Genomic DNA, 13,844 nt, shown 5'->3' on the forward strand with positions numbered 1-13,844 from the left:
ACATGCGCTATGCAATCGTAAGAAGCCCGCGTCATAAAGAAATAGGCGTCATATCTAATACATTCGATATGACGAAGAACAGTAACAGGAACCACAATGAGTGAAATGACTCAAACTGCCGAAGAGCAGCCAATTGATGAGTTGGTGGGCTGGGTCAAGCAGCATGATTTTTCATTAAACTTGCCACCAGAGCGCTTAGCATTTTTGATTGCTATCGCAGTACTAAGCAATGAAAGGTTCGATGAAGAGTTGGGCGAGGGTGAACTGCACGATGCATTTACCATCGTCACTCGACTGTTTGAAGATACTGGCGAAGCGTCCGCGTTTCGTGCCAACAATGCCATCAACGAGTTAGTTAAACAGAAGTTGATTAGCCGCTTTACCAGCGAAATCACCGATGGTGCGAGTATTTATCGCTTATCACCATTGGCGATTGGTATTTCAGATTATTACTTACGCCACCGTCAGTTCTCTAAGTTAAAACTGTCTATCCAGCTTTCTATGGTTGCGGACGAGATGGCAAAAGCCATTGAAGCAGCACAAAAAGGCGGAACTCCAGGACATTGGAGAAAGAATGTTTACGGCGTGCTCAAGTATTCTGTTGGTGAAATTTTCGATCAGATTGATCTTAACCAACGTGTTATGGATGAGCAGCAGCAAACCGTTAAACAGCAAATTGCCGACCTTTTAAACAAGGATTGGCGAGAGGCGATTAACAACTGTGAAACCTTGCTTTCAGAAACCTCGTCCACACTAAAAGAATTGCAAGACACCTTGCAAGCGGCGGGGGATGAACTGCAAACACAGATCCTCGATATTCAAGAAATTGTTTACGGTGACGATGAACTCGAGTTCGTTGGCGAAACCCTGTTCGGTTTGCAAATGAAGCTTGACCGAATCACCAGTTGGGGCCAACAAGCCATCGATTTATGGATCGGCTACGACCGCCATGTTCACAAGTTCATCCGTACCGCGATTGATATGGATAAAAACCGCGCCTTTAGCCAGCGCTTGCGTCAGTCAGTCACTGACTACTTTGATGCGCCTTGGTTATTGACCTACGCCGATGCTGAGAAGCTGACGGATCTTCGTGATGAAGCGCTCGTGCTTCGTGATGATGAAGTGATGGGACAAGCGCCAATCGACGTTGAGTACGAAGAATTTGAGCAAGTGAATGATCTGCTTTCAGAACGAATTGCAGAGATGTTAAAAGCTCACAAACAGCAAGGCGCGCCAATTGACCTTGGCCTTGTGCTACGCGATTACCTCGCAGCACACCCTCGCACACACCATTTTGATTTAGCCAGAATTGTTGTCGACCAAGCCGTGCGCTTAGGTTACTCAGAGTCTGACTATCAGGCTATTCAGCCGGATTGGCAGGCAATCAACGATTTCGGTGCAAAGGTACAAGCAAATGTCATTAACAAGTACTGATGATTACATGCCAGAGAAACTGGTAAAAGCGATAGCGAACCCGTTGTTCCCTGCGCTAGATAGCATGCTGCGTTCAGGTAAGCATGTTTCAACAGAAGATCTAGACAACCACGCGTTGCTTTCTGATTTTGAAGTTGAGCTTCAGCATTTCTATCAACGCTACAATACGGAATTGGTAAAAGCGCCGGAAGGTTTCTATTACCTGCGTCCGCGTTCTACGTCTCTGATTGGTCGTAGTGTGTTGTCTGAGCTCGACATGTTGGTTGGAAAGGTGTTGTGTTTCTTATACCTAAGCCCAGAACGTCTTGCTCATGAAGGTATCTTCACCAACCAAGAACTGTTTGATGAGTTGATGTCGTTAGCGGATGAGAAAAAACTCATGAAGCTAGCAACCAACCGTGCGTCTGGTTCTGACCTAGATAAAGAAAAGCTGTTCGAAAAAGTACGTACTTCTCTACGTCGCTTACGCCGTATCGGTATGTTGATTGCGATTGGTGAAACCGGCAAGTTCCGTATCAGCGAAGCGGTATTCCGTTTTGGCGCTGACGTTCGTGTTGGCGATGATATGAAAGAAGCGCAGTTACGTCTTATCCGTGATGGTGAAGCTGTGGTGCATACCCAAGAGCCTAACCAAGGTAGCTTGTTGAATGAAGAACAAGCGGAAGCCACATCAGAAGTAGATGCAGACGTAGACGAAAACGGTCAACAAGACATTTTTAACGATCAAGCTGACTTTGACCTTGAGTCAAATGCTGGCGAACAAACAAAAGTAGAAGGTGAATCATGATTGAAAGAGGTAAGTATCAATCATTAACCATGGTCAACTGGAACGGCTTCTTTGCGCGTACTTTTGATATTGATGGATTGGTTACAACGCTTTCTGGCGGTAACGGTGCGGGTAAGTCGACCACAATGGCGGCATTCATCACAGCACTGATCCCTGACCAAAGCCTTCTGCATTTCCGTAACACAACGGAAGCGGGTAGCTCACAGTCATCTCGTGATAAAGGCCTTTACGGTAAGCTTCAACCTGGCGCATGTTATGCTGCACTAGATGTTGTGAACTCTCGTAATCAACGCCTATTGTTTGCAGTAAAACTGCAGCAAGTTGCCGGTCGTGACAAGAAAGTAGACATCAAACCGTTCGTAATCCAAGGCCTTCCAAGCCATGTGAAACCAACGGATGTGTTGATTCAGAATGTTTCAGACAGCCACGCTCGCGTATGTCAGTTGAATGATGTGAAAGCGGCGGTAGCGCAATACGAAGGCGCTCATTTTAAAGCCTTCTCTTCGATTGTTGATTACCACTCGCAAATGTTTGAATACGGTGTGGTACCTAAGAAACTGCGTAACAGCAGCGACCGCTCTAAGTTCTACCGTTTGATCGAAGCATCGCTTTACGGCGGTATTTCTAGTGCGATTACGCGTTCTCTGCGCGATTATCTTCTACCGCAAAACGGTGGTGTGAAGAAAGCATTCCAAGACATGGAATCAGCACTGCGTGAGAACCGCATGACGCTAGAAGCGATCAAGACAACTCAGTCGGACCGTGACCTGTTCAAACACTTGATCACTGAATCGACGAACTACGTGGCAGCAGATTACATGCGCCATGCCAACGACCGTCGTAACAAGCTTGATCAAACCATGAAGTTCCGTGGTGAACTGTTTGGTTCGCGTGAAACCTTGCATGATCAAAACAACTTGTTGAACCGTGTTCAAGAAGAATTAGAGCTGTTGGTCGATCAAGAGTCGGCACTAGAGCAAGATTATCAAGCGGCTTCGGATCATCTTCAATTGGTTCAAACTGCACTTCGCCAGCAAGAGAAGATTGCTCGCTATAGCGAAGATCTAGAAGAGCTTAATGAGCGTCTAGAAGAGCAGATGATGGTAGTGGAAGAAGCTCAAGAGCGAGTACTTCTTGCTGAAGAGCAGGCAACCATCACTGAAGAAGAAGTGGATAGCCTGAAAACTCAGCTTGCTGATTACCAACAAGCGTTGGATGTTCAGCAGACTCGTGCACTTCAGTACCAGCAAGCGGTTCAAGCATTAGAGAAAACTAAGCAGTTGCTTGGTGATGAATCGATTACGGCAGAAAGTGCATTAACTCTTGTTTCTGAGCTAAAAGCACAAGAAGAATCAAGCACTCAAGCGCTACTGGCTACTAAGCACAAGCTAGATATGTCTTCTGCAGCTTCAGCACAGTTCGACAAAGCACTGTCTTTAGTTGAGAGCATCGTTGGTGACGTGGAGCGCAAAGAAGCGTCTAGCAGCGCTAAGCAAGCTTTAGAAAAAGGTCGTAACGCAAAACACGTTGTTGAGAACGAACAGCAGTGGCGCGCTCAGCACCGCGACATGGCTCGTGATGTGGCTCAGCAGCGTCAAGCAAAAGAGCTTGCGACTGAATACCAAAAACAGCACAACATCTCACTGACTGATGAAGCGGTTTTCGATGAAGAACGTGAACGTCATGCTATGCAGATCGAGTCTCTTGAGTACGCTCAAGAAGAGCTGCGTGAAGCGAAGAGTGAGCAACGTCGTGTACAACAAAACCACGATCAAGAGATTCAAAAACTTGAGTCTATTGCTCCAGCATGGATCACGGCAAACGATGCGCTTGAAGCATTAAGAGATCAAACCGACGCTGAGCTAGAAGATAGCCAAGCGGTGATGACTCAAATGCAACAAGTGCTTGAAGATGAGAAATCTCAAGCGGTAGCAAAAGATCAGTTGGCTACGCGCCGAGCTGAACTTGAGCACGAAATTGAGCGTTTAGCGTCTCCAGGTGGTTCTAACGATCCTCGCCTCAAAGGCCTAGCGGATACGCTTGGTGGCGTGCTGCTTTCTGAGATCTACGATGATATCACTATTGGTGATGCGCCGTACTTCAGTGCGATGTACGGCCCGGCTCGTCACGCAATTGTGGTTTCTGATCTTGATGGTATTAAAGAGAAGCTGGTGGATCTTGATGATTGTCCAGAAGACCTTTACATCCTAGAAGGCGATGTCGACGCGTTTGATGACAGTTCATTCAATGCCGATGAGCTTGAAGGCGCAGTGTGTGTTCAGCTGAACGATCGCCAAATGCGTTACTCTCGTTTCCCTGAGATCCCACTGTTTGGCCGTGCGGCTCGTGAACAACGTCTAGAGAAATTGCGCGAAGAGCGTGACGTTGTGGTTGAAAACCACGCGAAGGCAGCGTTTGACTCTCAAAAACTGAATCGCCTATACCAAGCATTCAACAGCTTTGTTGCGAAGCACCTGCACGTTGCGTTTAACGCAGACCCAGAGCAAGCACTTGCTGCGATTCGTGATAAGCGTAATCAAATTGTTCGTTCTCTGGCTGAGCTTAACTCTAAAGAGCAGCAGCAACGCAGTCAGCTTCTACAAAGCAAGCAGGCACTTGGTGCGCTAGATAAATTAGCACCAATGGTTCGTATTTTAGAAGACGAAACATTGGCTGAGCGTTTAGCTGAATTAGAAGCGCAACTAGAGCGTTTAAGTGAAGCGAAATCTTACTTGAAGACGCACGGCAAGGCGCTTACTTCTCTAGAACAGTTCGTATCTGCACTAGACGCTGACCCAGAGCAATTCGAAGCTTTGGAAGCAGAGTACCGTCAAGCAGACAACGCGCTACAAACGCTAAAAGGCAAAGTGTTCGCACTGTCTGATCTGATTGAGCGTCGTCATTACTTTGCTTACGCGGATTCTGTTGATTTGCTTAACAAGAGCAGTGAACTGAGCGAGCAACTGAAAGCGAAGTTGGTTCAAGCTGAACAAGCAAGAACCAAAGGCCGCGATGGCTTGAAGCAAGCTCGCGAACAGATGAACCAATACAACCAAGTATTAGCGGCACTGAAGAGCTCACATCAAGCGAAGCAAGAAACGGTTCAAGAGTTCAAACAAGAGCTACAAGAGTTCGGCGTAAACGCTGACGAAGGCGCTGAAGAGCGTGCTGTACGTCGTCGTGACGAGCTTCAAGAGCGTCTGCACACATCTCGCAGCCGTAAGAGTGAATACGAGCGTACGATTACGTCAACTGAACTTGAGATGAAAGCACTGGCTAAGCGTCTTAAGAAAGTTCAAAAAGAGTACACCGAGCTTCGTACTTTCGTTGTTGCAGCGAAAGCGGGTTGGTGTTCAGTACTTCGTTTAGCGCGTGAGAATGATGTTGAACGTCGTCTGCATAAACGTGAACTGGCTTATCTAACGGCAGGCGAGCTTCGCTCTATGTCGGATAAATCACTGGGTGCGCTACGTCTGGCGGTAGCCGACAATGACGACCTGCGTGATTCGCTGCGTTTATCTGAAGACAACGCGCATCCAGAGCGTAAAGTTCTGTTCTACATTGCGGTTTACCAACACCTTCGTGAGCGTATTCGCCAAGATATTATTCACACGGATGATCCGGTTGAAGCAATCGAAGAGATGGAAGTGGAGCTAGCTCGACTAACAGAAGAGTTGACGCAGCGTGAAAATCGCCTGGCAATCAGCTCTGAGTCCGTAGCAAGCATCATCAAGAAAACGATTCAGCGCGAGCAGAACCGTATTCGAATGCTGAACCAAGGTTTGTCTAACATTTACTTTGGTCAGGTTAAAGGCGTACGTCTGAACGTTAAGATCCGTGAAAGCCACGAGATCTTGCTATCAGGGCTAGCAACTCAACAAGAGCAACACAAAGACTTGTTTGAATCAACGCGCTTTACCTTCTCAGAAGCGATGGCGAAGTTGTTCCAACGAGTGAACCCGCATATCGATATGGGTCAACGTTCTCCACAGGTTCTTGGTGAAGAGCTACTGGATTACCGTAACTACCTAGAGCTGAGTGTTGAAGTTAACCGTGGTTCAGATGGTTGGTTACAAGCTGAATCGGGCGCATTGTCTACGGGTGAGGCGATCGGTACGGGTCAGTCAATCCTATTGATGGTTATTCAGAGCTGGGAAGAGGAATCTCGTCGACTTCGCAGTAAAGACATCGTTCCATGTCGTTTGTTGTTCCTTGATGAAGCAGCACGTTTGGATTCTAAGTCGATCTCTACGCTGTTTGAACTGTGTGACCGTTTGGGTATGCAACTTCTGATTGCAGCACCTGAAAACATTAGCCCAGAGAAAGGTACAACCTACAAACTGGTTCGTAAGGTCTTCAAAGACCACGAACACGTACATGTTGTTGGCCTGCGCGGTTTTGCTCAAAACAAACCAGCATCTCCGGTGCAAGAGCTTATCGAAGAAACTGAGCAATAACTTTGATAGCCGAGCAATAAGCTTGATAACTGAGTTATAAGCTCGAAAGCGACTCAATGATATTTGTACAAAGCCCCTAATCAATAGGGGCTTTTTTGTATCTTGAATCTAATTTCCTCAACTGAACTCCTCTCGCCTAATTCTTTTATCGATACTGATAAGACCACTCATACATTATGGTTATTATCAATGGAACTTGTTTGAGGTCACACGCACAAAACCACAAATAATGTATGGTAATGACATAGATTTAATAATATTAATAATATTGTATTACTTAAATTTTAATTGTTGATAACTCGCGTGTGCGAAAGGTAAAGGTAGGACTTAGGTATGATTCAAATCGTTATTGATGGGAAATATCGAATCGTCGAGCAAGGACAAACCGTTCTTGAAGCGGCAAAAACATGTGGTTTGGAAATCCCATCTTTATGTGGTTTGAATAAAACAGCGGATAAAGTGCCGTGTGATTTGTGTGTTGTGGAAGTTGATGGCGTTGGTGTTACTCGCTCTTGTCAGCTTGAAGTGTCTAATGGGCTGAATATTACCACTCAGTCAAAACAGTTAACGAATCATCGACAAGAAGCGTTGAATCGCATTATGACCGATCACTACGCTGACTGTGAAGCGCCATGCCAAACAGCCTGTCCTGCTGGGGTCGACATCCAATCTTACCTGCACCATATTGCTCAAAATGATCACATCAAAGCGATTGAGGTGATCAAAAAGACATTACCAATGCCGCTTTCAATTGGTCGTGTGTGTCCTGCTTTCTGTGAAACCGAATGTCGTCGTAACTTGGTTGATGAATCTATCGCGATTCGCCAACTCAAACGACACGCTGCCGACGCGGATTTAGCGGCTCAAGAGAGCTACATGCCAGCTAAGAAACCGAATAAAGGCAAGAGTATTGCAATTGTCGGTAGTGGCCCCGGTGGGCTTACGGCGGGTTATTACCTATCTAACGAAGGCTATGATGTCAGTGTCTATGAGTCGATGCCGCAAGCGGGTGGTTGGCTGCGTTACGGTATCCCTGAATATCGCTTACCTAAGTCGATTCTAGATAAAGAAATCGAGTTGATGTGTCGCAACGGAATGGTGGTTGAGTGCGGTAAAAAACTCGGTGTTGATTTTACACTGTCTGATTTAAGTAACGATTTTGATGCGGTTTGTTTAGCCGTTGGTGCATCGCAAGCGGTCGAGATGAATTACCCGGGTAGCGAACTCGGAGGTTGTTATTTGGGTGTCGATTATCTGAAAGATTACGTGACCGATCAGCAGTACGTCACTGGTAAAAAGGTTGCCGTGATCGGTGGCGGTAATACAGCGATTGACTGCGCTCGAACCGCAGTTCGTGATGGCGCGGATACTACGCTGATTTATCGTCGTACTCGAGATGAGATGCCAGCAGAAGATTACGAAATCGAAGAAGCTGAACATGAGGGTGTGAAGTTCCACTTCTTAACCAACCCTGCAGAAAACATAGCCGATGAAAATGGTCATGTATCAGAAATACGATTAGAACGAATGGCTTTGGGTCCTGCTGATGCTTCAGGCCGCCGCAGCCCTAAACCAACTGGCGAGTTCTTTGTTGAAGCGTTTGATACGGTTATTGCTGCCGTGTCGCAAAAGCCTGATCTGAGCTTTATGGACAATGAAGCGATTGATATTCCTCTTACTCGTTGGAATACCGCAGATGCTGATCCACAAACCATGCATACCGGAACCGGAAATATTTTCAGTATTGGTGATTTCCGACGCGGCCCTGCAACCGCAGTCGAAGCGGTGGGGGATGGGCGTATTGCTGCACAAGCGATCGATCGCTTCTTCCACGGTGATATGGAAAATATTCCGGCCAAACCGTTTAACTCAAGAAAACACAAACAGCTCAAAGCGGTGGATCCTGAGCAATACCAGTCGATACAACGTATGGCTCGTAAGATCATGCCAGAACTAACGCCCGAGCAGCGTGAACAAAGCTTTGATGAAGTAGAAACAGGGTTTGATAGTGCTGATGCAATAGCGGAAGCAGCAAGATGTCTAGAGTGTGGTTGCCAAGCCAATACCGATTGCGACCTACGAGACTACTCGACCGAATACAAAGCAACGCAAACGCATCCAGAGTACAAAATCGATGTGGCTTCGAATGAGAGTTGGCAGGCGATTCGTGCTGAAGAAGCGAAGGTCGGGTTAACAAGACAAAAATTTTCGGTCGATGACAGTTCTGAGTTCATTATCTTTGACGCCAACCGCTGTATCAGTTGTGGCCAGTGTATCCAAGCCTGTCGCGAACAGAATGTTCATGGCGTTCTGAGCTTCATGAACCAATCCGATGGCAAACCTGCATCAAGACCCGAATGTCGCCCTAACTTTGGGGCGGACAAGACCTTAATGGGCGACTCAAACTGCGTTCAATGTGGATCGTGTATTCAGGCGTGTCCAACCGGTGCAATGGTGGATGCTCGCGACAGAAAGCAGGGAGACACAGACGTACTCAAGAAAGTCGATACCATCTGCACCTATTGCGGTGTCGGCTGCAAGCTAACCATGCATATCGATGAGCAGAAAAACAAAATCCGCTATATCGAAGGCGGAGACTCTCCGGTTAATGAAGGCATGTTGTGTGTTAAGGGACGATTTGGCTTCGATTTTGTGGGCAGCGATGCGCGTTTAACCACACCATTAATTCGTAAAGATGGCTGGTTGCAACCTGCAAGTTGGGATGAGGCAGTTAAGCTTATTGCCGAGAAGTTTACTGCGATTAAGCAAGGCTTTGGCAGTAACGCTTTAGCGGGGTTCTCGTCGGCGAAAACCACCAATGAAGATAACTATGCCTTCCAAAAATTCATACGTCGTGAACTCGGTACCAATAACGTCGATCACTGTGCGCGCCTTTGTCACGCATCTACTGTTACTGGTTTAGAGGCTTCGCTAGGTAGCGGGGCGATGACCAATGATATTCCAAGCATCAAGCACTCAGATGTGATCTTTATTATTGGCTCCGACACCACGTCAGCACACCCAATTATTGGCTCGCATATCAAGCAAGCTGTGAGACATGGTGGAGCGAGATTGATCGTTGCCGATCCAAAACGAATCGATATTGCTGACCATGCTGAACTTTATTTAGCGCACCGACCGGGTACTGATGTAATGTTGATCAATGGTGTGATGCAGCAAATCATCAAACACGGTTGGTACGACCAAGAGTATATCGAAGACCGTGTGGATGGCTTTGATACCTTGCTTCAAGAGGTAATGTCACCAAGTTATTCACTAGACAAAGTGGAGCTGGTAACTGGCGTTAAAGCGGAAGACATCTTCGCAATGGCGCGATTGATTGGTACTGCAGAGCGTACAGCGGTGTACTACTCGATGGGCATTACGCAACATACCACTGGTCACGATAACGTTCGATCAATCGCTAACCTACAGCTCTTGTGTGGCAATATCGGAATTGAAGGCGGCGGTATCAACCCATTACGTGGTCAATCCAATGTTCAGGGTGCGTGTGACATGGGCGCATTGCCAAATAACCTTCCGGGTTATCAGAAAGTGTACAACCCAATGGTTCGTCAAAAATTCGCGATGGAGTGGGGTGTTTCTGACCTACCGGCTGAAACGGGCTTAACGTTGACCGAAATTATTGATGGAGCGTGTCATCGAGATGTTCGTGGTCTGTACGTAATGGGCGAGAACCCAGTGCTGAGTGACCCGAACCAAGCGCATGTGATTGAAGGTCTTGAAGCGTTAGATTTCCTCGTGGTTCAAGATATTTTCTTAACCGAAACCGCTCAATATGCCGATGTGGTGCTACCGTCTTGCTCGTTTGCTGAGAAGTCTGGTCATTTTACTAATACCGAGCGTCGTGTTCAGCGTATTAACCCGGCGGTATTGCCTCCAGGTGAAGCGAAAGAAGATTGGGTGATTATCCAAATGTTGGCTAATGCGATGGGCGGCAATTGGGAATATGACTCGGTTGCTGATATCACCAATGAGATAGCGCGTGTCACGCCACAGTATGGTGGTTTACGTTGGGAGAACATTACGGTGAACGGCGTGCAATGGCCAAGTAATAAGAACAACCCTGATGGCACACGTATCATGCACCAGACCCAATTTACGCGTGGGCGTGGTCAAATGGAGGCGATTCCGTTTAGATACGCTGCTGAGCTACCGGATGCGGAATACCCGTTAGTATTAACGACAGGCCGTATTCTAGAACAGTTCCACACCGGAACCATGACGCGTAAAACTAAAGGGCTGGATAACTTAGCTGGGCCACGTGCGATGGTCAGTGTTCATGATGCTGAAGCGTTAGGGATCTCGAATGGTCAGATGCTTAAAGTCTCAACACGTCGTGGTGAAATTGAAATCGCGGCTTTTGTAACCAAGCGAATGCAGAAAGGTGTGGTGTTTATTCCCTTCCATTTCGTGGAGTCTCCTGTGAACCGTTTGACGACAACGGCGACCGATCCGCATGCCAAGATCCCTGAGTTTAAGGTTGCGGCAGTGCGCATTGATCCGATTCGTGAGCCTGAAATTGAAGCGACAGAGGCTTAGCCCAATTCGTTAACAAATGGCAGATACTAAAAAGCCGCGTAACTCTCAGAGTTATGCGGCTTATTTATTGAGCTCTATTAGGTATCAAGTGACCTAGTTAGCAAATAGCTCAGTTCGGAACAATCTCGTTACCGTGAACACCGAATTGCTTAGCTGCGTATGCCACGCGCTCTGCAGGTTTCGGGTATTCAGCCGGTGTACCAAGGTTCTCAATATGGTGCAATCGAGGAAGCAGACCAGCACCGTTCGCGATTTGGATAGCCAAACCTGGACGTGCGTTAAGCTCAAGTACCATTGGGCCTTCTTCTTGGTCTAGAACCATGTCGGTACCCATGTAGCCAAGCCCCGTCATTTCCCAAGCGCTTGATGCCAGTGTTAGCAGTTTTTCCCAATGCGGCACTTGAAGTAGCGCCAACTCTTTACCCGTATCTGGGTGGTGAGTGACTGGGTGGTCAAACTGAACCGCACGAACGGCCTTGCCGGTTGCGATACAAATACCGACACCCACAGCACCTTGGTGCAAGTTCGCCTTACCATCAGATGCGGAAGTGGATAGACGCATCATTGCCATTACAGGGTAGCCCTTGAATACAATGATTCGAACATCTGGCACACCCTCGTAACTGAAGCCGTCAAAACACTCATCGAACTTAATCAGGTTTTCAACTACAGCGACATCATTCTTACCACCGAGTGAGAAAAGGCCAGCTAGCGCGTTACTGATGTGGCGCTCTACATCTTCTTCATTAATGGTTGAACCGGATGGTTTGGTATAAACGCCGTCCTTATGAGAGGTCACAACAAGAATGCCTTTACCGCCACTACCTTGAGCTGGCTTGATTACAAAACCTGGCCACTCTTTAACCATCTTGTGGATTGTTTTTACTTCAGCTTGATGACCAATCACGCCAATCAACTTTGGTACGGTTGCACCTGCTTGTTCAGCAATGATCTTAGTCTTAAGCTTGTCATCAACCAGTGGATACTTGGAACGATCATTGTAGCGACCAATATAACTATGGTTACGCTTGTTCATTCCCATTATGCCTTTGTCTTTCAACCTAAACGGTGAAGTAAACTGATCAAACATAACTTAGTCCTCCGCTAGCGGTTTAAAGCGACGAAGCTCAGTTAGACGGTAGCCTGTGTAGTTACCTAGTAGCAAGATGGTCGCTAGAATAACAAGTTGTAAACCAATAAAGTTAAACGTTAAGTGCTGAATGAACGGGTTAGTCATGCCTAAGTAAACAAGAACCGCAGTGAATAGAGAACCACCACCTTGCAGCATTACTTCTTTCGCGCCTTCTTCTTCCCATAGGATAGACATACGTTCGATAGTCCAAGATAGGATAATCATAGGGAAGAACGTAATAGATAGACCTTCAGTCAGACCCACTTTAAACGCCACTACAGTAAACACAGAGATAATCATGATTACCGTAATGATTACGGCGGATATCCTGGCTACCAAGAGCAAGTTGAGTTTGGATAAGTAACTTCGAATAATAAGACCCGTACCGACGATCAGTAGGAAGCCAACAATACCCGTTACCAGTTGTGTTTGAACAAAGGCCACCGCAATCAGAACTGGCATGAAGGTACCAGACGTTTTCAAACCGATGATGACACGCAAGAACACAACAATAAGTGCACCGATAGGAATCAGCATGATGGTTTTAAACATCGCTTGCTCTTCTAGCGGTAGGCTATGAATCGATAGGTTTAACAGCTGGTCAGCCGAGACTTTACTGTTGGTTGCTTCAGTTGGTGAAACCTCTTGAGCAATCATAGAGAAGTGAACTTTACTGTTTTGACCGCCAACTACATCCAGTAGAGAAACGTTTGACTCGTCCCAGATAAGTAGGTTTGGTTGAACTTGCTGTTCGCTGGATTCAGGAGAGAACAGAATCCACTCATCGTTATCCCAAATCTGAATCATGTTCTGAATTGATTGACGACGACGGCCATCTTCTAGCTCGATAACACCAACCACTTTGTTGTGTATTTTCGCTGCTGAAAGTAGCTTGTGTGTCGCTTCCACTTTGGTCATGTTGTTCAGAATCAGCGCAGAGTTTTGACTGTCTGGATCATTAAGTGTTTTGATGAGCTCACGAGTGAACGTTAGATTGTCTGCAGAACGCTTTGTTGCTCTGTCAATAAGAGCTAGAGACGCCGCTTCTTCCGGGCCGTCGAAGCTTGGTTGAACCACTTCACCTTCTGGTGGTGTGTCGTTCACTTTAGCTTGGTTGTCGACTAGGAATTGTGTCTTGTAGTAGATGGTTTGAGGGCCATCTGCGTAACGAATAGACCACTCTGCACGACGACCTGACTCAGTATTTAAGTAAGAAATACCGTAACCTGGTGATGAAGCCGATTCGCCGATAAGTGTGTAGTTAGACTGAGTATGAGGAGCCGCTAAGGAAACTTTTGCTTCTTTGCCTACTGCGTTGAACTCAATACGAGCTTCAACGTCCCAAACCTGCCTGGTTTCCCCTGGAGTCCAAGGTACACCGTAGGTCGTATGTCTGAACATACTCAGTGTTATGCCTGCCACGATAAGCAGGAATATAGAGATATAAAATGGAATTCTTGACGTCATAGCT

Annotated in this window: 6 protein-coding genes; 4 read left to right on the forward strand and 2 right to left on the reverse strand. The window is 46.7% G+C overall.

Annotated elements, in window-relative coordinates; translation table 11 throughout:
- The first annotated feature begins 96 nt into the window (after positions 1-96).
- From mukF to fdhF, 4 genes are all read left to right on the forward strand, one after another.
- Positions 97-1,434: a chromosome partition protein MukF gene (gene mukF, locus AB4249_RS05940; RefSeq protein WP_017062091.1), complete on the forward strand. Its 1,338-nt coding sequence runs from the start codon at positions 97-99 to the stop codon at positions 1,432-1,434.
- Positions 1,415-2,221: a chromosome partition protein MukE gene (gene mukE, locus AB4249_RS05945; protein WP_372102513.1), complete on the forward strand. Its 807-nt coding sequence runs from the start codon at positions 1,415-1,417 to the stop codon at positions 2,219-2,221. The genes mukF and mukE overlap by 20 nt, the downstream gene beginning before the upstream one ends.
- Positions 2,218-6,678 carry a chromosome partition protein MukB gene (gene mukB, locus AB4249_RS05950; RefSeq protein ID WP_372102515.1) on the forward strand — a complete coding sequence of 1,487 codons (4,461 nt, stop codon included), beginning with the start codon at positions 2,218-2,220 and terminating at the stop codon, positions 6,676-6,678. Before mukE ends, mukB begins: the two co-directional genes overlap by 4 nt.
- 333 nt (positions 6,679-7,011) lie before the next feature.
- Positions 7,012-11,241 (forward strand): formate dehydrogenase subunit alpha, encoded by a 4,230-nt coding sequence (fdhF, locus tag AB4249_RS05955; RefSeq protein WP_372102517.1) that lies wholly within the window; start codon positions 7,012-7,014, stop codon positions 11,239-11,241.
- A gap of 109 nt (positions 11,242-11,350) precedes the next feature.
- On the opposite strand, the gene AB4249_RS05960 is transcribed toward fdhF, so the two are convergent.
- Positions 11,351-12,331: an alpha-L-glutamate ligase-like protein gene (locus AB4249_RS05960; protein WP_026084277.1), complete on the reverse strand. Its 981-nt coding sequence runs from the start codon at positions 12,329-12,331 to the stop codon at positions 11,351-11,353.
- 3 nt (positions 12,332-12,334) lie between these two features.
- Positions 12,335-13,840 (reverse strand): inactive transglutaminase family protein, encoded by a 1,506-nt coding sequence (locus AB4249_RS05965; protein WP_065585128.1) that lies wholly within the window; start codon positions 13,838-13,840, stop codon positions 12,335-12,337.
- Positions 13,841-13,844: the final 4 nt, after the last annotated feature.

Source organism: Vibrio sp. 10N.261.55.F4 (assembly GCF_041470465.1).
Taxonomy (GTDB): Bacteria; Pseudomonadota; Gammaproteobacteria; order Enterobacterales; family Vibrionaceae; genus Vibrio; species Vibrio crassostreae_C.